Genomic DNA, 23783 nt, shown 5'->3' on the forward strand with positions numbered 1-23783 from the left:
CTGGCCATATTATGACATACCAGCCCAACTTTTATAAGAATAAGAGCAGCCTGACTGTGCAGGCTGCTCTTATCAGTTATTTGAGATCTACTTTCTTACCTGTTTTGACTGCCAGGTAGATAGCATCCATAATTTTAAGGTCGCGTAAGCCTTCTTCCCCGCTGACATCGACTACCGGCTTTTTACCTTTCAGAATAATATCAGACATTTCCTCCATTTGCAGGGTCTGATGTACCACAATGGGCTGATTCAGTTCACCTTTGTGCGTACGGCCTTTAATGGGTCCATAGCCAGTCGATGGCTGCATTTCAGCAAATCCTTTATCCCCGTTGAGGAAGAACTTGTCCAGGTTATTCATACTATAGGTAGACAGGCAGGAGGCTACAGCGCCGCTAGGGAAACCTAACTGGAACTGGATGGTCTCATCAACGCCTGGCTTGAATTTCTGGGTATCGGTCTTGGTTTCCTGAGCAGTTACCCATATAGGTTCCTCCCCTACCATATATCTTGCGCCATTAAGGGCATATATACCGATATCCATAAGGGAACCGCCACCGGCCAGTTCTTTGCTTAAACGCCATTGTGTAGGATCTCCTATTTTGAAGCCGCAGAGCCCCTGGAAGAAGAGTACTTTTCCAAATTCGCCGGCGTTACGCATCCTGATCACTTCCAGCGTGTGTGGCTCAAAGTGCATGCGGTAGCCTACCAGCAGCTTTACATTCGCCTTCCGGCAGGCATCGATCATCTCCTGACCTTCCTTTGCATTCAGGGCCATCGGCTTTTCACAGATGACATGTTTACCCGCTTTGGCGACCCTGATCACCTGATCATGGTGTAAGGCATTAGGTGTGATAACGTATACAGCGTCTATGTCCGGATTGTCTTTGATCTTATCAAAGTTGTCATAGTTGTAGCAGTTCTTCTCCGGAATACCATACTTTTCCTGCCAGGTCTTGATTTTGGACGGCGTACCGCTGATCACACCTGTCAGTTTTGCCTTTTTACAGGCCAGCATAGATTCTGCCACCCGGGAGCCATATCCCCCCAATCCCATAATTGCTACCCGCAATACCGGCCCATCATAGGGCACTTCAGTCAGATCAGGTACGCCGGCCACTCCGAGGCGGGGAATAACAGTCAATGCAATGGCGGAAGCTGTAAGCTTATGTAAAAAATGTCTTCTTGTATTCTTCATAACAAGGGCTGGGTTTTATAAGAGATGTGTCCAAGTAAGATATTGAGAAATTCAGGGTTCTGCAACCCTTTCATACAAAACTCTCTTCTCACAATTTTTATACCTGAACTAACTGCTAAAAACGGACAGTCACTATATCAAAACCGGACACTACACCTGCAACCAGCTCTACTAACCTATTCATTATCATATATATCAGCATTTGGTATACTGTTGGGGATCATCAGATCGTATATTAGTCGGGGGATTCCTAAATATAAACATATGTTCAGGTACTATTATAAGATCGCCACACGCAATCTCTGGAGGAACAAAGGATTTTCAGTGATCACTATTCTGGGGCTGGCTATAGGGCTGGCCACCTGTCTGCTGATAGCTTTATTTGTCATAGACGAATTGACCTATGACTCCTACAATAAACATGCAGACCGCACTTATCGCATCAATGCAGATTTCCTGGTAAATGGAAACACATTCAGAGAGAGGTTTTCCCCTGCGCAGTTCGGGGCCGTTTTAACACAGGACTATCCTCAGATTGAGACATACACCCGCCTGTTGCAGCAGGATAATATACTGGTCAAAAAAGGAGAGCAGACCCTTATGGAGCAGAACGTATGCTATGCCGATTCAACAGTATTTGATGTACTTGACCTGGAAATGATTGCCGGAAATGCTGTTACTGCGCTACGTAACCCGAACAATATGGTGATATCAGCGCGTATGGCCAAAAAGTACTTCAACAGCATTGACGTAGTCGGCAAAACCTTACAGACGGATAATATCGCCACATATACCATTAGCGGCGTAATCAAAGATATGCCTTCGCAGGCGCATGTACACTTTGATTTCCTGAGAGCGATGGCAAGCGAACCTGAAAGCAGGGAAGCCAGCTGGATGTCGGACAACTTTGTAACCTACGTACGCGTACGTCCGGAAGTGACACAACAACAGCTGGAAGGCTGGCTGCAAAAGGCAACTGCCAAGTATATGGAGAATGACCTGCGGAAGCTGACCGGCAGTAGTCTTGCAGATCTGGAAAAGAAAGGCGGGCATTTCAGGTATGACGCTATTCCTATCAGAAAGATCCACCTGGAATCTGACCTGGTGAATGAAGCAGAGCCCTCCGGTAATATCCAGTATGTCTATATTTTCATCATCACTGCCGTTATCATCCTGCTGATTGCCTGTGTAAACTTTATGAACCTGTCTACTGCACGTTCTGCCGGCCGGGCAAAAGAAGTTGGCCTCAGAAAGGTAATGGGCTCTGAACGCAGTACCCTGATTATACAATTCCTGGCAGAATCTATGATCACCAGTTGCTGCGCCATGCTGATTGCCCTGGTGATCGCCTCGTTCATGATCCCTTACCTGAACGAGCTCTCCGGCAAATCACTACAGATATCCCTATCCTCATTAACATGGATACTGCCTTCGTTGCTGGTGATTGTTATTATCGTCGGACTACTTGCAGGCAGTTACCCTGCGTTCTTCCTTTCTTCCTTTGAACCGGTAAGCGTGCTGAAAGGTAAACTGTCCAATGGCTTTAAAAGCAGCTGGCTCAGAAACAGCCTGGTTGTTTTCCAGTTTGCAGCAGCGATCCTGCTGATTGTCGGCACACTGGTTATTTACAACCAGCTAAGCTTTATCCGTAATAAAAAGCTGGGTTATAACCGGCAGCAGGTACTGATATTGAACAATACCCAGTCCCTCTGGATACATGCCAAAGGATTCAAGGAAGAAGTACTGAAGATACCTGGAGTAACCGCCGGAACGATGACCCGCAGTCTGCCGACAGAAATGAACCTGAACACCAGCATTTATTCAAAAGATGCAGCCAGAACTGCTGGTCAAGTTATAGGCATTAATGAGTGGTACATTGATACAGATTACTTCAATACGCTGGGGATGGAGATGGCTGGCGGCAGGAACTTCTCTCCGGAGATGCCTACAGATACCAATGCGCTTATCCTCAATGAGACAGCTGCAAAACTGCTGGGCTTTACGGACATTACCGGCAAATACCTGTATAGCGGAAACAGGAAAATGGAGATCATAGGTATTGTAAAGGACTTCAATTCCGGCTCTCTCCGCAACAAGATTCCACCGGCAGTATTCACCCTGGGGGAATATACCGCGAAGATGGCATTCCGTATCAACACCACTGATGTGCAACGTACCATCCGGGAAATAGCTAAGGCATATCATGCAAGACCTGGTATGCAGGGACAACCGTTCAGCTATACCTTTATGGATGACGACTTCAATAAGCTATATATCTCTGAGGCTCGCACCGGAAAGATCTTTATTTCCTTTGCGGTACTTGCAATCCTGATTGCCTCACTGGGCGTATTTGGTCTTATTACCTACGCGGCAGAACAGCGCAGGAAGGAAATTGGTATCCGTAAGGTGTTGGGTGCTTCAGTAACAAGTATTGTGACGATGCTTTCGTCTGACTTCATCAAACTGATCGGACTTGCGGCTGTTATTACCATTCCGCTGTCCTGGTTATTGATGAATAAATGGCTGCAGAACTTCGCTTACCGGATTGATATCAGCTGGCAGGTGTTTGTGATCTCGATTGCACTGATGGTCATTGTTACCCTGGTAACGATTAGTATTAAGGCAATCAAGGCTGCGATGGTGAACCCTGTCAGCAGCCTCAAAGCTGATTAAACCATCAGCGGTAACTACGCAGGGATCAGGAGCCGGATATCAGCAGTTCGCTTTATCAAAGTCCGGTTCCTGAGCCCTGATATAGTGTTATTAATTGACTAATGTCCAGTGCGCGCTCTCGAAGTTAGCCGGTACACTGGTGCATTCTGCCAACCCGCTCTGGTTTTCCAGATTCAGGTAAGTATTCTGCCATTCGTTTCTGATACGGGTATAGCCGTTATAGCTTTCCAGGGCCCAGTAACTGCTGTAGAAGGTGGCAGGCACATTTGAACTTTCCACATAGTTATACAGGTGTTCAATATGCAGGTAGTTGCCAGTAGCTGCATTCTTAAACCGGATATGTCCGTTCACGCTTTCCTGTATCCAGCGATACTGGTTACCGGTATTGCCGCTACTGTATCTGACCTGTCCATTCTGTTCATACAGATAGGTATTCAGCCACCGGTTTTTGATCAATACACCCCCTGCTGGAGGATTACCAGGGTCAGTACCACCGCCGATACTGTTTAAAAGGCTCTCCGCGTTGGCTACCTGCAGATTTGCCAGATAGGTAAATACCTGGTTTAGCTGTTGCTGGATACTTGTATTACCTGCATGTTGCTTTCGGTACTGGTATAACTTATAGATCAGGTCCAGTTCACGCTGGCCGTAAGGTACACCCAGTTTCTGCTGCATGATAGTAAGAAAAGAGAACCCAAATTCCTCCGTAGGTTCAATGATAGTACCTTCTCCGTAGTCGTTCCAGGTGGCGAACTGAATGATCTGTACACTTGATGCCAGTGCTTTATCCAGCATGGTTGAGAAGGTAGAGGTGCCATTATGTGCAATCTCCCAGGTTGGTCCGTCGGCACCGCCGGCCTGATAGAATGATTTAAATCCGGGATATACAACACCAATAGACAAAGGGAAAGTGGCCGCCTGGGTGTAGTACCGGTCTACCACACCCGGATGTTCCTGGTAGATCCAGGGAAATTCACCACCTGCATTGTTGCTGCCTACTTCATTGGTAAACCCAAACAACGGTATGATCTTGGGCCGGGGATTGATACCATTCAGTATAGTATTCCATTCAGCAGTCTGATGAAAAGTGATAGGACCGAAATTGAGTACGACAGGAGCATTGGAGCTGTTACGGAGATAGTTGGCCTGATTAAAGTAGTTGTTCTGCATGTAGACAAAGTCTGCATGCGCGTTAGCAGCCATACCAGGATCCCAGTTCCTGTCCTCATGAACAATAGAGAACTGAAGACCAACAGCGTTCAGTTTGTTGATCAGTGCATTAGAGTTAGCCAGGTTGTCGGGGTAATCGTATCGCTGCCTGGTCCCGGGCCAATCAATGAATACCCCGTCAGCACCGGCATATTTCATCAGCAATAGCTGATACTCTATGATGTCAGGATCGGCCGATGCGTAAGGGCCGGTTTTGGGATAGTAGTAGGCGGCGATCTGTCTTTTTCCGTTAACGATGATGTCAGGGTTCTGCGTGTTCATCTTCCAGTGATACCCCCAGGTACCGCGGGAAGCAGGCGTTTCAAACCAGGGCATCCAGTGGATAAAGATCTTCTTGCTGGTAGACTTGGTAACCGGTACAGCGGCCTGTACTTCCGGTCTAAGCGATGGCTTTTGTAGTTCGGGTAACGACTTGTTACAGGCGAACAGGAACAGGGCACATAATGCCCATAGCAGCGTTTTCATTTGAGGGAAGTTTGATGAAGAAATAGATGGTCATTTTGAGAATAAGAATAACGTGGCTTATCCGGACTGAAAATAACTACCTACGGGCAACCTGCATAAAAGTATGTGGAAAATATAGAAGAAATAGCGGGGATGGAAGCGCAATATATTTATAGCCAATTGTTTACAAACCAACTGCTATAGTGTAAATATGGACGGCCTGAGCCGGGGACATACGGGGTACCCAGGGGATCTTAGGGCGACTATACAAGGTTTACAAACGAAATAACAAAGCCTTCAGGCGGTACCTGAAGGCTTTGTTTTAAACTGATTTACAGACCATAGATGCCGCCTGATACAGTTACTTTTTCTCCTGTGATCCATGCTGATTCATCAGAGGCCATAAACACAGCAACTTTTGCAATATCATCCGGCTGACCTGTCCGACCCAGCGGAGTAGTTGCTACCAGTTTCGCTTCAAAGTCGCTACCTATGAACCCACCGCTGGTTGAACCTTCTGTTGCAACGATACCTGGCAGAATAGAGTTGATACGGATATTCCTTCCGCTGAACTCCTTGGACAAAGCAATCGTAATAGCATCTAGCGCGGCTTTAGTAGCAGAATAAACCGCTCCTGTCGGTAAAGGTGTAGTACTGGCACCAGAACTGATGTTAATGATGTTGCCCCCCTTGTCACCAAACAGTTTCAATGCTCCCTGGATGGCCAGTACAGATCCCAGCACATTGACGTTGAACTGGCGTTGGAAGGTCTCTTCTGATACCTGCTCAATCGCATCGTATTGGTAAATACCGGCGTTATTCACCAGTATGTCAAGTCCGCCGAAGGCGGTATTCGTCTCTTCAAAAAGCCTGGCTATATCCGCTGCTTTTGATACATCGCCCTGTACGGCAATTGCTGTACCTCCATTATCAGTTATTGCTTTAACAACAACGTCTGCTCCTTCCCTGCTGGAGGCATAGTTCACAACCACCTTTGCACCTGCTGCGGCAAAATGTTTTGCTATAGCTGCGCCGATTCCCTTTGAAGCCCCTGTAACCACGGCTACCTTATTCTTAAGTTTACTCATTGTATCTTATTTTTTCTTGTTGAGAATTCAAAGTTAGAGAGGGGAAATATATTTTGGTAACTTTGTTTCCAAAAGTAACAGTAACCCAGAGGTAACAAAGTAACAAATCATGGAGTGTCGGATTAAGGATTTCCAGAAGGAACACAAGAAAGAAATGAGAGCCGTCCAGGATTCAATGGACGTACTGAGCGGTAAATGGAAGATATCTATTCTTTCCTCCATCTGCTATTATAACAAGCGCAGGTTTTCAGACATCCTGGAGGACATTGAAGGTATTTCTAACAAGATGCTGAGCAAAGAATTGAAGGAGCTGGAGCTGAATAAGCTGGTGAAGAGAAGCGTGCTGGATACACAGCCTGTCACCGTACAGTATGAGCTTACCAAACATGGTCTGACGTTAAAAACCATTATTGAACACCTGACGGAGTGGGGTATTCAGCACCGTAAGGAGATTATTGGTAAGGCAGCTGGCGAACAGTAACGCAATTTCCGGCAGCGCATAACCATCATATGGGCAAATATATGGGGCTGTCTCATAAATAACTTTTACCCAAATTTATTCGGGTATCTGATGGAGAGACTTTCCGTATAAGAAATTCTCAGCGCCATCGAGTTAATTATGACACAGCCCCACCTGTCCGCAAATTAATACCTGAGTGACAACACTCGTAAGGCCACGGCCTTACCTGTCTCTGCACCTACTTCGCTATCAAAGTCATAGTGAATACCACCATACACCCTTGATATGGATGCTTCGTCAATCATCTGCTGAAAGCTGTTGAATGAGCGGGGCGCAAATCCTTCCGGCACCTTTTGGTTGTCGGTGAATGTATAGCTGCTACCAAAGTTGCCGGCCAGTACATTACCTGCCGCTCCTGTGAAGCTGGCATGTCCGGAGGTATACGAAGGAAATGGCGGCGTCGCTATCAGCGAACTCCATCCGGCATCAATATACTGCCTGATGTAGGTAACAGGGCGTAGCAGGTTATACCTGTACTTATACTTCCAGCAAACAATACCCGCGTCATTTACGCTGATTCCGACCTGTGCAAAGAGTTTTGCAGCCCCGATGAGGTCTAACCCTTCCTCAGTGATTAACTGCGCTGTAATAGCCAGTAAATGGCCAGGAGGCGTAAATGTACCACCACCATCTGCCCAGTATAGGGCAATTGTGTTTTCTTCCGGTGTCAGGGTGTTCACCGCTTCATAAACTTTATAGGCTGCCTTGTAGAACGAGGAAGCTGTATCCGTCGCAAATGGCGGATGCGGGATAGCGGCTGTCTCCGGGTAACGCGGTCTTACCATCAACCGGTTGTTACCCCAGTAAGGCAATAATGCCCGCTGAAATGCGGGAGGTGTGGGCACCCAGAATGCCGGTCCTACCGGAGGCACATAATCGGTAGGGAAGCTGTTCAGATAACCGTCTTTACCACCGTCAGTGGCTGACCAGTTATAGATGGCTGCAGCCACCTGCCTGCCAAATTGGATTGAGCGGCTGATCTCTGCGGCATCACAACCATTGCCTGCTGCTGAAAGGTTGGTACTGTCAAGTGCCCTGATCAATGATAGATTGGCGGGACTGGCATTGGGATACAGCCTGATAGTAATGTCAGACAGGGCGCTGTTGGCTGCAATAGCCCAGTTATACCGTCTGCCGCGCTCCGGGCGAGGCACATTGTATAAGGCATTGAGCTGTCCGCTGAGGGTATGACCGTTACGGTCTCCCCATACCACGGCTTCATGCAAGGCAATACCGGTGTAGGCCAATGCTCTTGCAGCTACCGGCGGTGTGAAGCCAGGCGTTTCTTTAATAAGTCTGAACTGTAACTGGTACCAGGATACAGGAATAGTCGCATCTGCATTACTACTGATTGAGGGGTCTGCAACTGCCAGTGCATTTTCAGGTCTGAGTGCCTGATCTTCCTTGTTACACGCAGCAATAACAAGCAACATACAAATGTAAATGCACCATGAACGTACATAGTGAATGGTCATATTTTTGGGGTTTTAAACAGATCAAATTTACAGAGGAATGGAGGTAACGGGACGGCAGTGAGTGCATATTAATATCAACAATTTCATTGCTGTACTATTGCTCCGGCAAACTAAATTCAGTATCTTGGGTTATTGTTTTTAACTGAGCGTATCAAGACGCTCCGATAGTCGAATGTTTAAGCAACTCCATCAACCACAACCCCTTTCTATCACCAAATACCCCATTCCGACATTATGGAATCACTCAAACTTATCAGGATTAACAGCCAGGGCCCATTGGTTACCTGCTGGCAATATTTTCTGATCGGACAACGACTTTTCGACGGACAAGCTGACGGCACTTTTTGTCCCGAGGTACAACAAGCTACTATGGTATTCCAACGCAAACATCTGCTGCAGCCCGACGGCGTAGTGGGCAACAAAACATATGGCGTTGCCATGCAGCTGGGTTTTGACGGCATCCTGGATGACAGGCAGGATAAATCAGGACCGGATTATCCTAAAAGGCCTGCGTTTAAACCCTTGGTCTCCAATGACGAAAGAGCTGCTGTATTTGGCAAGTTTGCGTATAAGTCACATCCTTTGCCAGACAACCCGGAGAACATCATGATTACAGATAACTGGGCAAGTTCAAATATAGCACTGGTGTCCATTCCGCAACTGGTTACCATTACAGGCTCTGACAGGGTAGCGTTCCATAAGAAAGCTGCCGGTCAGCTGATCAGACTATGGAAGGATTGGGAGGATGCCGGCCTGCTGCCACTCGTATTGACATGGGGAGGATCATTCGTACCAAGGTTTATCAGAGGCAGCAGATCAACGCTTAGCAATCATTCTTTCGGATCAGCCTTCGACATTAATGTAGCCTGGAACCCTTTGGGTGCACAACCTGCGTTAGTAGGTCAGAAAGGATCTGTCAGGGAGCTTGTGACGCTTGCCAATGAAAACGGCTTCTATTGGGGAGGCCACTTCTCCAGGAAAGACGGCATGCACTTCGAGGTAGCGCAAATAAAATAGTATGTCCCGCAAAGCGGCTGTCCAACAAACAAGGGCAGCCGTTTTACTATCTGCAACTTCCTATACCATATACCTGTATTGTTTGATTACCACCTACTTAAATTTGTCCCTAAATGAGGGTAAAGATGTCCGTAAATGATGCGGCAGTGTTCTTACTGCTGACGAACTTACATATGAAAACTAACTAACACCCCACGAACCCTCAACTCCGAAAGATGAACATGTTTTTAAAAAAGACACTCATTTAATCATTAAGCGCTATGCATATGGAATATAAGAGACTTGCCGACATCAAGCGTTTACAATTCATCATACATACACTTAAACAACATTTGCCTGAAGGTGCTACTGTACTGGACGTAGGCTGCGGTAACGGCATTATTGCCCGCGGACTGGGAAAAGAAGGATTTAATGTGTATGGTATAGATGTAAGTCAGAAAGCAATTGAGAAAGCGCGTGCGCTAACTCATATACCCAATGTCAGCTTTGACGTAGTGAGTGCAGAACAACTTGTTGCTGACGGCAAACGTTATCACGCGGTGATATGCAGTGAAGTACTGGAACATCTCAATCATCCGGAAAAGCTGCTTGAAGTATTATACAAGTCATTAACAGATAAAGGTGTATTGATCGTTACTGTACCTAACGGTATGGGACCCAGGGAAGTATTGGTGACTAAACCCATCATTGCGCTGCAGCGGAAAGATAACTGGGTATGGAAATGCATCCTGCAAACAAAACAGCTGCTCGGCTATAAAGGTACTACTGTTCAATCAGATGCAGATGATTTAACACATGTACAGTTTTTCAGCAAGCATTCACTTGAGACGCTTGCCGTAAGAACACGCTTCAGAATCGTGCGTTTCGGCAAAACAAACTTTATTGATGATGTTTTCCCATTTTCTTTTTTCACAAAAAAAATAAGCGTCTTACAAAAATGGGACGCTGCAATTGCGGAAGTACTTCCATATCAACTGACTGGAAGTTTTGTAACAGTGTGGGAGAAAAAACTGCATGTATGATTGCATGATGAAATAGCAGAAAAATGAGGTCAGACAAGGTCAGTTGACGCACATTGTCATGGTTTTTATGTAAGTTTGTATTACCTATAGCCGTAATATAATCTATGAAAACCTTCAGTGTACAAGTCAACATACTGAAAACCATCCTCGTATCTTTATTGATCATGCTATCAAAAACAGCCGGGTCACAATCGATGCCGATCTATCTTCAGAATCCCTCATTTGAAGGCCAACCTACAATGAATGGGATACCCGCGCCGTGGTATCAACGGTCTGTCAATCTGATAGCTTATACGCTGCCACTTGGCTCGTCTAACGAGATTGCTCCATCGGATGGAAAGACATATGCTGCACTGCTGGCTGCGTCTGAAAACAACACATCTGCAGGTCATGCTGTATGGACATCGATCGGACAACAGTTATCCAAACCAATAGAGGCAGGCAAAGCTTATCTTATTCATTTTGACATGGCCTTAATGCCTGAAGATGATAAGAGCGACAAGACAGCCGCTACTACAACGGCCCTGGCTATACGCGGTGCAGATACAGAGAATGATCTTGGTGAACGTATCTGGTATTCCGGTGTGCTTTATGAGCGTAACTGGAAGCGTTTTACTGCTGTATTAAAGCCTAAAAAGACGTACGCACATCTGCGGTTTGAACCCTATGTAACAGACTATGACGATACCTGTTATGTAGTAACATTCCTCGATAATATATCTATGATTGAAGAGACGCTCAACTTTGATGTGAGCGCAGAGCATACCTGCTTCGGACAAAATGCCGGAAAGGTTGCCGTGACCATGAACACGCTGGACAAAGACAATTATACCTTCCGCTGGGAACCGGGTGGTTACACCACACAACAGGTGTCTCAGTTACCCGCCGGCACCTATACTGTTACTGTTACCAATACCACCAAAGGCAATTCCAGGGCAGAGAGTATAGAAGTCAGGCAATGGGAGTTAAAAATGGCCCCTATTGTAACAGGTATCAGTTGTAATGGCGAATCTGATGCGGCTATAGATATCAATGCAAGCGGCGGCAGGTTGCCATATACTTATTCGATAGTCAATTATTCTCCTGAACAGGACTCAGCGATATTCAGTAACCTGCGTGCAAACTACTATACTTTACGTGTCACGGATAGTATGGGGTGCTATAAGATGGAAGGTATCAACATCGGTAATCCGCTGGTGTTGCATGCAAAAGATGTGGAGACAAAACCACTCTCCTGCAGCAGTGTAAAAGATGGCCAAATTATTATCACACCTGCCGGTGGTACCGCTCCTTATCAATACAGTATATCAGATACTGCTTCTCAGTCAGAGAATCGTTTCAGACGTCTTGACGCGGGCACTTATCATTACAAAATTGTTGATGATCATAAATGTTCTGTAGAAGGGAATGTAACGGTGGAACGCGGTATGAATGACTGTGCTATATATATGCCTTCTGCATTCAGTCCGAACGGAGATGGTATGAATGATCTGTTCAAGGCGCGTGTGCAGGATGATGTAACAGATTTCCGCATGATGATCTTTGGCAGATGGGGACAGCTGGTATATGAAACGACTGATCCTGAAGCCGGATGGAATGGCCGGACGAAAGGAACGGAGCTACCATCGGGTACTTATGTATGGAAGATAACGTATACTGACAGTAAGAAACAACTCATGCAACAGCAGGGTACGGTCACGATGTTCAGATAAAATATTTTCGACACATATTCTTAATAGGCCTTCACTTCAACGAAGGCCTTTTTATATTTAATTATCCCCAATTCATCAGGATTGCAGTTAAATGATGTAACTTAATCAGCGTTAATCATTTAACCTGTATGCAACTGGTAGTATTCGCGGCGCTCCACTTTGAGCTGGAAGCCTGTCAACTTGAGGAGAACACACAATCCACGGCCCCTTTACAATTATTACTTGAGCTTATAAGGAATAAACAGGTGGCTGTAGTACCTGCAACTAGATATGAGAAAACAGAGGTAGATACTTCACCTGTTACTATCAGCCCGTCCATGATGCGGTATCTTGACCATGTAACGGAACCACTGCAAGGCGGGCTGGTACCCGGTTATGCATTGCAGCGTGTAAGCGTTGAATTACTAACGGAATACCAGGAAAAGCAGGTGTCTGCTTTAAGCGCAGAGACAGCCCTGGATACGACCATGATGCTGATCAGGAATGAAGTGATGTTATACCCCAATATACATGTGCATAGCCTCCGCTCACTTGCCAGGAAACACTTCATCAATGAGAAGTCTCTCAGCAGGGCATTCTTAAAAACATTCGGCGTCAAGATCAGTGACTTTGTACTGGAACAGGTGATGGAACGCGCCAGATACCTGCTGGAGAATACAGATATGCTGGTAGCAGATATTGCCGAGGAACTGGGATATAGTAACGACTACAATTTCTCCCGTACATTTAAGAACATGTATGGTGAGTATCCTGCTTCCTTTCGCAGGAAAACAGTGACCCCTCAGCAGGATGTAGACGGACAGTAAGTCCGGCAGATATTTATAAACTGAACTCTTTGTAAAACGCTTCTCCGGTAACAGGGTTATACCACAGATATTGCCAGAAGCCATCTTCATCACCGGCCTGGTAAGGAACCAGCCTTTCCATAGCGCCGGACTTCCACCATGCCGGTCCGCCATTCATCAGTATACGGGCAGCGCCGGTATCTGCACTTAACTTCATACCATTCCTGCGTACAATATTGCTGATCGTCTGCTTATCGCACGTAAAAGCAATGAGCACTTCATAATCTGCACCCATAAAGTCTGTATAGGTATACAGCCCCCTGACATCTGGTGTGGCATCTACTTCCAGGTGTTCCCTGAAACGCTTTTTGTTATCATCTGTATCCGGCGTTGTGCTATGGTACGTAGGAAATACTTCCTCCATGTGCGCCATTGCTACCTGTTGTGTGTGGCTGATCTCTGTTGCGGTAATGGTTGCAGTCCGCTCTGACCAAACCTGCTGTCTATCTTTCATCCTTCCGCAGGAAAGGACATTTACCGATAAGGAAAGCAGTGTAAGCGTCAATATTAAATGGCCTGTATGCGTTTTCATATATAGTTATAAAAGGGATATACAAAATTCATTGTTACCAACGCAGCCTATCTGCGTGATTAAGACCGGTTCCTGGTTTCCCGATAATGGATACAGGTAATCACTTCCTGTTCAAATATACATATGAAAATCTGAAATATCTCAGGTAATCCAGGGAATGTTTCCACTTGCAAAGGATGTGTATTAACACGAAGATTATCAGTCCATTAAGCATTAAATATCCACACTTGGCCTTATATTTGCCTTTTGTTACCAATAGGAAGCTTAAATCACAATTGTCATGCGAACTAAAAAAACATCTCTCCTGTTGCCACTACTTGTTGGCACATGGCTCGCTTTTACAGTGAGCGCCTGTACTTACCGCGCTACGCCGCATGGTCATCCTCATGGTTTACCTCCAGGCCAGGCAAAGAAACTTACCGGGTCCAAATCAGCAAAACCATTTGCCCCGGGACAGCAGAAAAAACACCGTCATTAACAAAATAAGGTCGTACCGGATGTACCGATACGACCTTTGTTTTTTATTCAGGTTTTTCAATTGCATTAGTCACAGGTCCCGCTATGATAGCATAGACTGCGTAATGCAATACGTCTATCCCGATAGTCTGGGGCACTTTTGCTTTAGAAAATATCGCAGTCTTCCCCGGTATCTATTACTACACCTTTTACCTCGCTATGCAGATGCAATGACTGCTTCGGGCAACATTGCCTACTATCTGACTGCTGCTGCCATCTTCAACTACATCTCTCTACACCCTGGCAGTTACTTTCTTAAAAGGACTAAAAACATGCCGGGCCATACTTCCATTACTTCATCGCTACTCTTCTCCTAAAAATGCGCCATAGCATCAACAGAATGTCCAATTCTCCCGCCACCAGGCCCTGGCGTTGACCAGGCGAGCATCCAGACATGGCCAACCGCACGAATAGCTGAAGATGAATTTCGACAATTATCAATCACGCTTCTCCCACATTTTAAGATCTTCAAATCACAGCTGGTCTACTAATGAAAAGGCCCTAATAGCTGACGGATATCGCTTGCATAAACATCAATCTATCAACATATCCACCCCTTTAGATTATAGTATATTTATACCTCACTGAATGCGACACAAAATGGCTAAACAAACCTCATTAATCACTTTTACCGGCAAACTGGGAAACCTTATAGGTTACCAGCGGAACAGGAAATACTGTCTCCGCAGCGCGCCTGCCGCTGTACGTCAAACGACCGCTACCCGCCTGGCTGCGCAGCGCTTCGGACTGGCCAGCAAAACCGGGGCACTTATACGGCATGCCCTGTATCCTGAACTGGACGTACGCTGTGACAGTACACATATCAACCGGCTGAACAAACGACTGATACAAGGCGGCAAACAATACGCTGCTGCCCTGACCGGCTTCCGCTTTAATGAACATAGCGGTATAGAAAAGTTCTTCAGTCTGCCACCGGTATTCACTGATCAGCATACGCTGCACATTCCTGCACAGGTCTTACCACAAATCAAAAGCATACAGGCATTGGAAGTTAAACTGATCACCGTTCGGATACGCTTCGCCACCATGCAGGTAACAGGTACCGATAGCGCGACCGTTTTACTTACACCGGGCCAGCCTGTGGTGAATACAATGCTTACGACAAACACGCCAGGGGAAGGTACGTTACTGGTATTAGTGCAGGTGCGGGGTGTACAGGCCGGCAGTTTACCAAACAATCATAAGTGGATGGCTGCAGATATCATTGCGGTAGTGCCTCCACCACCTACTGAATCTATCACCAGCACTGCACCGGATAACAATGACAAGCACAGGCAACATGATCCTGCGCAATTATCTTCCTGCACGGCACCTGCCATGACGTATATACCTGTTCAAAGGGAATGAGGCTACATGGCCTGCGGGTGGCATATCAGTGAGCATATATACCATTTAAAAAACGTACTAAGCCGGGGGGTGCTATCACCTCCACTCCTATTTTCTGCTGACAGCGCCCTGCTGTTATAAACCCGCTGTTGCCATCAGGCACGATCGCTATCATTATTGCAGCTTATCCCGATAACTAATGATGTAGACAACATCTCCGTATCAAGTCCACGTTTTCTTATATCCTTCTATAATCATAGCAGGGAGCGGATACCTATTATTCTCAATCCTTTCAGATCCTGACTATCTATCCAGCCACTGCTTAAACAATGGCACCTTCTCCCGGCTGATCAGTACTTCTCTTTCCCGATCGCGTTTTAATACTACGCGCAATTTACTGGTAGAATAAGTTTGTATCTTCTCAATACTATCTGCATGAATAATATGTTGCCTGTTAACCCGGAAAAACACCTGCGGGTCAAGTTGCTCTTCCAGCTCTTCCAACGTCAGGCTGACAGGTACATGTGATCCATCTTTCAGCACCAGGTGAGTGCCGGTAACACTATAAAAAACGAAATCAATATCTGCGACAGAGATTGTTCTGTATTCGTCGCGGAAGGGGATCATAAAGCGGGTACGGTATGTCACCTCTTTTTTGCTCAGCAGCTCAAGCAGGTGTTTCATCAGGTCTTCTGTATCGGGCTGAGGTTTCATAGACCTTACTTTTTCAAGCGCCTGTGTCAGGTCTTCTTTTTCAACAGGCTTCAGCAGATAATCAAGGCTGTTCACTTTAAATGCGCGAACTGCATATTCATCATAGGCGGTGACAAATATCACCGGACAATCAAATTTCACTTTCGGAAAAATATCAAAGCTAAGTCCGTCGGCAATACGGATATCCATCAATACCACATCCGGGTGCGGATGCTGGTGGAACCAGGTAACGCTTTCTGTAATAGTGTCGAGCACCGCGATCACCTCTGTATCAGGATCGACTTCTGTCAACATCTTCTTCAACCGCGTAACGTTGGGTTTCTCATCTTCTATTATTACGACCTGCATAGATAAGCTTTTAAAAATCAACTAATGGTAAGCGTACCTTAAATTCACCATCGTGGTTATCGATATCTACTGCTTCATCGAAGAGCAGCTCATATCGTTTACGGATATTTTTCAATCCCAGACCGGTGGAGGGTAAGGTATGCGGTATTAGTTGGATATTGTTTTTAACGATTAAAGTGTCTCCTTCATCGTAGATGGTAATATAAAGTGGTTGCTGCGTAGATGCAATGTTATGTTTGATGGCGTTCTCAATCAGCAACTGTAGTGTTATAGGAGGAATACCTTTATTTCTATTGGCAGCAGAGACACTAATGCTAATATTCACGTTTTCACCATGCCTGATATCTATCAGAAAGGCGTATGCGTCAATAAAATTCAGTTCCTGACTCAGGCTGATCACATCGCTGTTAAGGTTAGCGATCATATAGCGGTATACCCTGGACAGTTTTTCCAGGAAAGACATAGCGAGTTTAGGTTCTTCTTCTATGAGGGCGGAGAGTGTACTAAAGTTATTGAAGAGGAAGTGCGGATCCAGTTGCAGCTTAAGTGACTGTAACTGTGCCTGCATCGCTGTCTCTTTCAAGTGTGCTGCATCCAGTTGCAATTGAGCTGCTTCCAGCATGGAGGTCTTCCAGCGTTTTAAAAAATAGTTTCCTGTATGCACGGCGGTAATTAATATGGATACCAGGCTACAGACAACAAAGAACTGCCATTCATCCGTTTTGTCAAAGGTTGCAGCCAATTCCGGCGGAGGGGGCGGCAATATCAGAAACAGCGTATAGTCCAGTACGTTCAATAATAAGAAAACTGCTATCAGCACCAGAACTGTCTGAATAATACTACGTTTTAGTGGCTGTGTATCCCACGACAGCCATTTATCCATCCAGCGGGCAACTGCCAGGCTTACCTCTGCAATCATCCAGGAGACAATCAGTGAAATAAAGAGTTCAAACAGTGTTTTGCTGACTGACAGATGAGACACATACTCCCAGTACCTGCTGAACGGATTAATGATGTAAGAGATGAAGACGTACAATATAAATACCAGGGGGATAACGAAGACCCGGTAATATTTGTTGAAGAGTTTATCTGTTCTGGTATTTACCATTGATACATTTGAAAACAGTGAGGAATCAGGTATCAGGAATTGCTGTTAATGTCTTTGTACCCGTTAATGATACGATCATATCATCCTCTATCATTCCTGACTCCTGATTCCTGATTGTTCTAAGTTACATATTTATTTCCATCCCCCTCCCAGTGCACGGTACAGGTCAACGGCAGCGTTCAGCTGATCGCGTTTGACGGCGGCCAGATCCAGTTCGCTTTGCAGGGCGTTACTCTGTGCGGTGATCACTTCGAGGTAGTTGGCCATACCGTTTTGAAACAGCAGGCTGGCGTCGTGTGTGGCAATTTCGAGTCTGTCCACACGTTGCTGCGTAAATGTATATTGCTGTTGCAGCTTATCCATTTTTGCCAATGCATCACTTACTTCCTGTACAGCGCCAACTACGGAGCGTTTAAACTCAATAGCGCTCTTTTCCCATTCTATCTTAGCTGTTTCCCATTCTGTTTTTAACTGCCTGCGTCTGAAGATAGGTTGTGTGATGCTGCCGCCTACTGTTTCAAAAAGGCTGCCCGGAATATTTAACCAGTTATTAATTTTAAATGAATTGACCCCTACGCCCGCGGTGATATTCAATGCAGGATACATGGCGGCTTGTGCTACGCCTGCTCTTGCATTTGCTACCTTTACGGCCATTTCAGCTGCACGTACATCGGGTCTGCGCGATAACAGGCTGGCGGGTACGCCGGCAGATAGGGCAGTATCAGCGGTCATTGACTGCAGACTGTTTCTGACAATGCTGCCTGGCATTTCTCCTACCAGTACTTTCAGGGCATTCTCCTGCAACGTGATCTGTTGTTCTATCTGGGGTATCAATGCCATGGATACCCTTAGCTGTGCTTCCGTTTGTTCTACAGCCAGGTTGGTGGCCATACCTGAAGCGTATTGCAGTTTAACTATACGCAGTGTACTATCAGACAGCTGTTTGTTCTTATAGGCCACATCCTTTTGCGTATCCAGCATCAGCAGGTTGTAGTAGGCCTGTGCCACATCACTGATCACTCTTGTCTGCACTGCTTTGGAGGCCTCTGCCGACTGCAGGTAGGTAGCCAGCGCAGCTTCTTTCAGTCTGCTGATCTTTCCCCAGGCTATCACTTCCCATGTTAATGCAACGTTGGCGCTATAGTCGTCCATGTACCTGGTACCGATAAACTGTTCAGAGAGGGAGCCGTTCAAACTGTTTTTTGAGGGCCAGTTACGGGTGCCTTGTATCTGAAGATCTACAGCTGGCAGCCTTCCCATGCGGGCCGTTCTTAGCGACTGACTGGCTGCGTCTATATTCTTCAGTGCGATCTGTACGTCAAAGTTCCTGGTAAGCGCACTGTCTATCAGTGCAAGCAGGGCAGTGTCCCTGATGAATGAATGAATAGGCAGCGCAGCTATGCTGTTGGTATCAGCAGTTGGCTGACCGCGGAATGCCTTGGGCATATCTACTGAAGGTCTGGAATATTCCTTCCCTACTTTACAGGATGCTGCTGTCATCATTACGGCAGCAACACCCATGATATATAAATACTTGTTCATTGTTAATGATTAGTGCTGCATGTGAGCGTGGTGCAATAATTGACCGTTTTCTGCTGGTTTCTCTACCGGAGGCTTGCGTGATACCTTTTCCTGGAGATATTGAAATACTACGAACAGTACCGGTATTATGAATATACCCAGTATCACGCCTGTCAGCATACCTCCGGCCGTACCGATACTGATGGAGTGGTTACCTTCAGCGGAAGGGCCTTTCACTGTCATCAGCGGTAATAAGCCAGCCACGAATGCGAGCGAAGTCATGATGATTGGTCTCAATCTCAGTTTGGCAGCTTCTATGGCGGCGGATACCAGCGTTTTACCTGCTTTGCGGCGTTGTACAGCGAACTCCACGATCAGGATAGCATTTTTTGCCAGCAATCCTATCAGCATTACAAGCCCGACCTGTACATAGATGTTGTTGTCAATACCAGCCGCACGGATACCGAGGAACACGCCCAGGATACCTGTAGGGATAGAGCATATTACCGCCAATGGCAACAGATAGCTTTCATACTGCGCCGCCAGGAGGAAGTATACGAATATCAGTGCCAGGGCAAAGATGACTATCATCTGGCTGCCAGCCATCTTTTCTTCACGGCTGAGACCAGTCCACTCGAAGCTATAGCCTGCAGGCAGTTTGGAAGCCGCCAGTCTTTCTACAGCATTGATTGCATCACCTGTACTGTATCCTGGTTTAGGAACAGCATTCAGCGCAATAGAGTTGTACAGGTTGTAACGGTTCATGGTTTCCGGACCGTACACTCTTTTCAATTTTATGATATTATTTACCGGCACCATTTCGCCTTTATCATTCCTGACAAACATGCCATCCAGGCTTTCCGGTTTGCTGCGGCTGTCAGGACTTGCCTGCACCATTACCCGGTAATATTTACCAAATAGGTTGAAGTCAGAAGCCTGGCTGCTACCCAGATTTGTCTGCAGGTTGCTTAACAGGTTACTGACACTTACACCTAATTGTTTCGCTTTCACAGCATCTACTTCCAGCTGGTATTGTGGGAAGTCAGCACGGAACATGGTAAAGGCTACCGCTATTTCCGGCTGCTGCATCATTTCTCCGATGAAGGCGTTGGCTGTCTGGCTGAATTTATCGATAGATCCGCCGGTACGGTCCTGCAACACCAGTTCCAGACCGTTAAAGCTACCAAAGCCTGGTACGGTAGGGAATGTGAAGATGTTGAATGTACCTTCTTTGATTGTGGCCAGTTTTTCGTTGATCACGCCTACCACCGCATTGATCTCCTGCACATCGCCACGTTCTTCGATAGGCTTCAGTTTCATAAAACCTAATGCATAAGCAGGGCCGGCACTATTACTGAGCAGGTTAAATCCGGAAATAGTTGTAGCCGATTCCACTGCCGGGATGGTACGCAGGATGCTGTCTGCACGTTTCAGCACCTCGGTAGTACGCTCCATGCCCGATCCTGCCGGAAGAGACAGGGATAGCGCTACGAAGCTGCCATCTTCATTCGGAATGAACCCTTTTGGCGTACTATTCATCAGCCATACAGAAACACCGGTGATAGCTGCCAATCCGCCTAATGCAATCCATTTAAAGCGTACCAGTGACTTAACCCCACGTGCATATTTGTTTGTGACAGCATTAAAGCCCGTATTGAAGGCAGCAAAGAAGCGACGGCTGAAACCTTTTTTACTGTGATTGTCATGACCGCCGGTATGATTATTCTTCAGAATAAGTGCACACAGAGCAGGACTCAATGTTAACGCGTTAAAGGCAGATATCAGAATGGCTATAGCCAGGGTGAAGGCAAACTGGCGGTAGAATACGCCGGTAGGACCTTCCATGAAACCAACCGGCAGGAACACCGCCGTCATTACCAGTGTAATGGATATAATAGCGCCCGAGATCTCGCTCAATGCAGAAACAGTAGCCGCCCGTGGGTTCAGGTGAGAACGCTCCATTTTGCCATGTACCGCCTCCACGACCACGATCGCATCATCCACCACGATACCGATAGCCAGTACCAGTGCAAACAGTGTAAGCATATTGATAGAGAAGCCCAGCATCTGCAGGAAGAAGAACGTACCTACCAGGGATACCGGCACTGCGATAGCGGGTATCAGGGTAGAACGGAAATCCTGCAGGAAGATGAATACAATTACGAATACCAGGATGAATGCTTCGATGAGGGTATGTTTTACCTGTTCGATCGATACATCCAGCTGTTCTTTGGTACTCATCGTTATATGATATTTCACACCCTTCGGGAAACCGGCTGAAGCTTTCTCCATCGACTCTTCTACTGCCAGCTGAATAGCGTTGGCGTTGGACCCGTTGGTCTGGAATACGGCCATTGTTACCGCATCATTTCCATTCAGTCTGTTATCGGTAGTATAGTTGGCAGCACCCAACTCTACGCGGGCAAGGTCTTTCAAGTACAATACAGACCCGTCGGCATCTGCACGCACCACGATATGCTCATATTGTTCGGGATTGTTGAACTTACCCGTATAGTTAATTACATAGGAAAGCGGCTCATTGCTGCCTTCTCCGAACTTACCCGGCGCAGCTTCCAGGCTCTGGTCCTGGATGGCGCTAATAACATCTGTTGAGGTAACGTTGTGGGCTGACAGCTTTTCAGGGTCCAGCCATACACGCATTGAGTAATCCTTTGCGCCAAAGATCTGTACCTGTCCCACACCCGGAATACGTTTCAGTTCGGGAACTACGTTGATCTTTGCATAGTTCTGGAGGAACGTTTCGTCATATTTGGCCCTGTCTTCACTATACAGGTCCAGTACCATGATCATACCGTTCTGCTGTTTGGTGGTGGTCACCCCCGCCTGTATCACTTCGGCAGGCAGCTGGCTGGTAACCTGCGAGACGCGGTTCTGTACATTCACGGCCGCCTGATCTGGGTCGGTACCCAGTTTAAAGAAGACAGTAATAGAGGCAGTACCGTCGTTACTGGCGGTTGACTGGATATATGTCATATTCTCCACACCGTTTACCGCTTCTTCAATCGGCGTTACGACAGAGCGGAGTACGGTGGCCGCGTTACCTCCCGGGAAGGTAGCAGCTACTACTACGCTGGGAGGGGCGATGTCAGGGAACTGGGTGACCGGCAGGCGGCTCAGCCCCACTATTCCAAGTATCACAAGGATGACCGATAGTACTGTAGCCAGTACCGGTCTCTGAATAATTTTATTAAGCATAGATTCTTAGGCTTATGGCTGGTTATTTCTTTGCAACTGGTTTGATCACGGTCCCTTCGGTAATAGTTTCCATACCTGCAGTCACGATCCTGTCTCCGGACTTCACACCGTCTACTACGATGAAGTTATCTTCAGTAGTGCCGGCAGTGATGATGGGCTGTCTTCTTACTTTGTTGCTGTCAACGAGCTGGTAGACGAATATTTTATCCTGCAGTTCCATAGTAGCAGACTGCGGTATCAGCACGACGCCAGGCATCAGCTGCTCTATCCGCACCTTACCGGTATTACCCGATCTGAGTACACCCGCAGGGTTGGGGAAGGTAGCGCGTACACTGATTGCCGCCGTTGTTCTGTTGAACTGACCATCTACCATCTCAATACGGCCTTTTTCAGAGAAATCTTCCCCGTTGGACAGCACCAGTGATACCGGGCGCATATGTTGCAGCTGCTGTTGCAAGGTGGTACCCGCAGCGCCTTTGCTGAAGCGGATAAAGTCATTTTCGCTCATGGAAAAGTAAGCGTATATCTTACTGATATCGGATAAGGTAGTCAGCGGAGTAGCGTCGGTGGCGCTTACCAGGTTGCCAGTTCTTTTAGGAATACGGCCGATGTAGCCGCTTACAGGCGCTTTGATAACAGTGAAGCCCACATTGACCTGAGCTGCGGCAATTGCAGCCTTGGCCTGTTCTACATTGGCTTTGGCAGTCTGGAGACTGGTCTGTGCGGTTTTGAGCTGTATAGCAGACACTACCTTGTTTTCAGCCAGCGGCTTCATTTTCTCTACTTCCAGTGCAGCATTAGCTTCTGCAGACTGCATAGCATGCAGGGAGGCGACATCCTTTTCCAGCTGCGCCTGGTAAGGCCTGTCGTTGATTTTAAACAGTGGCTGCCCTTGTCTTACGAAACTTCCTTCTTCGACATATACTTTTTCGAGATATCCATTGACCTGTGCCCGTATGTCTACATTCTCCTTGCCTTCCAGGATGGCAGCATACTCCCGTGCCGTTAAAGCAGTAGCAGTATCGAGGGTCAATACAGGCAGTTCCGGAGTCGGCATTGCCTGCGCAGCGCTTTCGTTGGCCTTTCCTGACTGACACCCGTTTATAATGACCCATGCAAGGAATGATGTTATCAGTACCGGCATTCTATTGTTACTCATACGTTATTTGACGGCAGATTTTTCGTATTGCCGGAGCAAAGGTCCATTGATTCAAAAAAGTATGGGGTGATGATCTGGATGAACCGGAAAAAACGGAAGGT

At 46.7% G+C, this 23783-nt stretch carries 19 protein-coding genes; 9 read left to right on the top strand and 10 right to left on the bottom strand.

Going from position 1 to position 23783, the window contains the following annotated elements; genetic code table 11:
- Nucleotides 1-76 precede the first annotated feature (76 nt).
- Nucleotides 77-1195 (bottom strand): Gfo/Idh/MocA family protein, encoded by a 1119-nt coding sequence (locus K1Y79_RS03320; protein ID WP_220248574.1) that lies wholly within the window; start codon nt 1193-1195, stop codon nt 77-79.
- 264 nt (nt 1196-1459) lie between these two features.
- Here K1Y79_RS03320 and K1Y79_RS03325 point away from each other — a divergent pair, with 264 nt between their 5' ends.
- The gene (locus K1Y79_RS03325) at nt 1460-3868 is read left to right on the top strand and encodes an ABC transporter permease (RefSeq protein ID WP_220248575.1); all 2409 of its coding nucleotides are present in this window, start codon (nt 1460-1462) and stop codon (nt 3866-3868) included.
- 90 nt (nt 3869-3958) lie between these two features.
- On the opposite strand, the gene K1Y79_RS03330 is transcribed toward K1Y79_RS03325, so the two are convergent.
- Nucleotides 3959-5563 (bottom strand): hypothetical protein, encoded by a 1605-nt coding sequence (locus K1Y79_RS03330; protein WP_220248576.1) that lies wholly within the window; start codon nt 5561-5563, stop codon nt 3959-3961.
- Nucleotides 5564-5874: 311 nt separating this feature from the next.
- Nucleotides 5875-6630: an SDR family NAD(P)-dependent oxidoreductase gene (locus K1Y79_RS03335; RefSeq protein ID WP_220248577.1), complete on the bottom strand. Its 756-nt coding sequence runs from the start codon at nt 6628-6630 to the stop codon at nt 5875-5877.
- A 109-nt stretch (nt 6631-6739) separates the two neighbouring features.
- On the opposite strand from K1Y79_RS03335, the gene K1Y79_RS03340 reads away from it, so the two are divergent.
- Nucleotides 6740-7111, top strand: a complete 372-nt coding sequence (locus tag K1Y79_RS03340; protein WP_220248578.1) for a winged helix-turn-helix transcriptional regulator — start codon at nt 6740-6742, stop codon at nt 7109-7111.
- 164 nt (nt 7112-7275) lie between these two features.
- Here the strand turns inward: K1Y79_RS03340 and K1Y79_RS29635 are convergent, their stop codons facing one another.
- Complete coding sequence (locus tag K1Y79_RS29635) at nt 7276-8625, bottom strand: vanadium-dependent haloperoxidase (protein ID WP_220248579.1); 1350 nt, start codon at nt 8623-8625, stop codon at nt 7276-7278.
- Nucleotides 8626-8859: 234 nt separating this feature from the next.
- On the opposite strand from K1Y79_RS29635, the gene K1Y79_RS03350 reads away from it, so the two are divergent.
- The 4 genes from K1Y79_RS03350 to K1Y79_RS03365 all read left to right on the top strand — a co-directional run bounded on the left by K1Y79_RS03350 (nt 8860) and on the right by K1Y79_RS03365 (nt 13182).
- Nucleotides 8860-9642: a M15 family metallopeptidase gene (locus tag K1Y79_RS03350; protein ID WP_220248580.1), complete on the top strand. Its 783-nt coding sequence runs from the start codon at nt 8860-8862 to the stop codon at nt 9640-9642.
- Nucleotides 9643-9908: 266 nt separating this feature from the next.
- Entirely contained in the window at nt 9909-10664 is a 756-nt protein-coding gene (locus K1Y79_RS03355) for a class I SAM-dependent methyltransferase (protein ID WP_220248581.1), read from the top strand.
- 104 nt (nt 10665-10768) lie between these two features.
- A complete protein-coding gene (locus K1Y79_RS03360) occupies nt 10769-12376 on the top strand; it encodes a T9SS type B sorting domain-containing protein (RefSeq protein WP_220248582.1) in 1608 nt (535 codons plus the stop codon).
- Nucleotides 12377-12504: 128 nt separating this feature from the next.
- The gene (locus K1Y79_RS03365; protein WP_220248583.1) at nt 12505-13182 is read left to right on the top strand and encodes a helix-turn-helix domain-containing protein; all 678 of its coding nucleotides are present in this window, start codon (nt 12505-12507) and stop codon (nt 13180-13182) included.
- Nucleotides 13183-13195: 13 nt separating this feature from the next.
- On the opposite strand, the gene K1Y79_RS03370 is transcribed toward K1Y79_RS03365, so the two are convergent.
- A complete protein-coding gene (locus K1Y79_RS03370; protein ID WP_220248584.1) occupies nt 13196-13753 on the bottom strand; it encodes a hypothetical protein in 558 nt (185 codons plus the stop codon).
- Nucleotides 13754-14033: 280 nt separating this feature from the next.
- On the opposite strand from K1Y79_RS03370, the gene K1Y79_RS03375 reads away from it, so the two are divergent.
- The 3 genes from K1Y79_RS03375 to K1Y79_RS03385 all read left to right on the top strand — a co-directional run bounded on the left by K1Y79_RS03375 (nt 14034) and on the right by K1Y79_RS03385 (nt 15637).
- Nucleotides 14034-14231, top strand: a complete 198-nt coding sequence (locus K1Y79_RS03375; protein ID WP_220248585.1) for a hypothetical protein — start codon at nt 14034-14036, stop codon at nt 14229-14231.
- A 103-nt stretch (nt 14232-14334) separates the two neighbouring features.
- On the top strand, nt 14335-14586 hold the full coding sequence (locus K1Y79_RS03380; RefSeq protein WP_220248586.1) for a hypothetical protein: 252 nt from the start codon (nt 14335-14337) through the stop codon (nt 14584-14586).
- Between the two features lie 271 nt (nt 14587-14857).
- On the top strand, nt 14858-15637 hold the full coding sequence (locus K1Y79_RS03385; protein ID WP_220248587.1) for a hypothetical protein: 780 nt from the start codon (nt 14858-14860) through the stop codon (nt 15635-15637).
- Nucleotides 15638-15919: 282 nt separating this feature from the next.
- Here the strand turns inward: K1Y79_RS03385 and K1Y79_RS03390 are convergent, their stop codons facing one another.
- The 5 genes from K1Y79_RS03390 to K1Y79_RS03410 all read right to left on the bottom strand — a co-directional run bounded on the left by K1Y79_RS03390 (nt 15920) and on the right by K1Y79_RS03410 (nt 23682).
- On the bottom strand, nt 15920-16678 hold the full coding sequence (locus K1Y79_RS03390) for a LytR/AlgR family response regulator transcription factor (protein WP_220248588.1): 759 nt from the start codon (nt 16676-16678) through the stop codon (nt 15920-15922).
- A gap of 10 nt (nt 16679-16688) precedes the next feature.
- The gene (locus K1Y79_RS03395; protein ID WP_220248589.1) at nt 16689-17786 is read right to left on the bottom strand and encodes a sensor histidine kinase; all 1098 of its coding nucleotides are present in this window, start codon (nt 17784-17786) and stop codon (nt 16689-16691) included.
- 132 nt (nt 17787-17918) lie between these two features.
- Entirely contained in the window at nt 17919-19328 is a 1410-nt protein-coding gene (locus K1Y79_RS03400) for a TolC family protein (RefSeq protein WP_220248590.1), read from the bottom strand.
- 9 nt (nt 19329-19337) lie between these two features.
- Entirely contained in the window at nt 19338-22523 is a 3186-nt protein-coding gene (locus K1Y79_RS03405; RefSeq protein WP_220248591.1) for an efflux RND transporter permease subunit, read from the bottom strand.
- 22 nt (nt 22524-22545) lie between these two features.
- Entirely contained in the window at nt 22546-23682 is a 1137-nt protein-coding gene (locus K1Y79_RS03410) for an efflux RND transporter periplasmic adaptor subunit (RefSeq protein WP_220248592.1), read from the bottom strand.
- Between the last annotated feature and the right edge of the window lie 101 nt (nt 23683-23783).

It is taken from the genome of Chitinophaga rhizophila (genome assembly GCF_019492185.1).
Taxonomy (GTDB): domain Bacteria; phylum Bacteroidota; class Bacteroidia; order Chitinophagales; family Chitinophagaceae; genus Chitinophaga; species Chitinophaga rhizophila.

Coding starts and splice junctions, on each gene's coding strand:
- K1Y79_RS29635 (WP_220248579.1), bottom strand. CDS start 8,625: ATGACCATTCACTATGTACGTTCATGGTGCATTTACATTTGTATGTTG.
- K1Y79_RS03390 (WP_220248588.1), bottom strand. CDS start 16,678: ATGCAGGTCGTAATAATAGAAGATGAGAAACCCAACGTTACGCGGTTG.
- K1Y79_RS03370 (WP_220248584.1), bottom strand. CDS start 13,753: ATGAAAACGCATACAGGCCATTTAATATTGACGCTTACACTGCTTTCC.
- K1Y79_RS03340 (WP_220248578.1), top strand. CDS start 6,740: ATGGAGTGTCGGATTAAGGATTTCCAGAAGGAACACAAGAAAGAAATG.
- K1Y79_RS03405 (WP_220248591.1), bottom strand. CDS start 22,523: ATGCTTAATAAAATTATTCAGAGACCGGTACTGGCTACAGTACTATCG.
- K1Y79_RS03325 (WP_220248575.1), top strand. CDS start 1,460: ATGTTCAGGTACTATTATAAGATCGCCACACGCAATCTCTGGAGGAAC.
- K1Y79_RS03330 (WP_220248576.1), bottom strand. CDS start 5,563: ATGAAAACGCTGCTATGGGCATTATGTGCCCTGTTCCTGTTCGCCTGT.
- K1Y79_RS03385 (WP_220248587.1), top strand. CDS start 14,858: ATGCGACACAAAATGGCTAAACAAACCTCATTAATCACTTTTACCGGC.
- K1Y79_RS03400 (WP_220248590.1), bottom strand. CDS start 19,328: ATGAACAAGTATTTATATATCATGGGTGTTGCTGCCGTAATGATGACA.
- K1Y79_RS03355 (WP_220248581.1), top strand. CDS start 9,909: ATGGAATATAAGAGACTTGCCGACATCAAGCGTTTACAATTCATCATA.
- K1Y79_RS03410 (WP_220248592.1), bottom strand. CDS start 23,682: ATGAGTAACAATAGAATGCCGGTACTGATAACATCATTCCTTGCATGG.
- K1Y79_RS03335 (WP_220248577.1), bottom strand. CDS start 6,630: ATGAGTAAACTTAAGAATAAGGTAGCCGTGGTTACAGGGGCTTCAAAG.
- K1Y79_RS03380 (WP_220248586.1), top strand. CDS start 14,335: ATGCAATACGTCTATCCCGATAGTCTGGGGCACTTTTGCTTTAGAAAA.
- K1Y79_RS03360 (WP_220248582.1), top strand. CDS start 10,769: ATGAAAACCTTCAGTGTACAAGTCAACATACTGAAAACCATCCTCGTA.
- K1Y79_RS03395 (WP_220248589.1), bottom strand. CDS start 17,786: ATGGTAAATACCAGAACAGATAAACTCTTCAACAAATATTACCGGGTC.
- K1Y79_RS03365 (WP_220248583.1), top strand. CDS start 12,505: ATGCAACTGGTAGTATTCGCGGCGCTCCACTTTGAGCTGGAAGCCTGT.
- K1Y79_RS03350 (WP_220248580.1), top strand. CDS start 8,860: ATGGAATCACTCAAACTTATCAGGATTAACAGCCAGGGCCCATTGGTT.
- K1Y79_RS03375 (WP_220248585.1), top strand. CDS start 14,034: ATGCGAACTAAAAAAACATCTCTCCTGTTGCCACTACTTGTTGGCACA.
- K1Y79_RS03320 (WP_220248574.1), bottom strand. CDS start 1,195: ATGAAGAATACAAGAAGACATTTTTTACATAAGCTTACAGCTTCCGCC.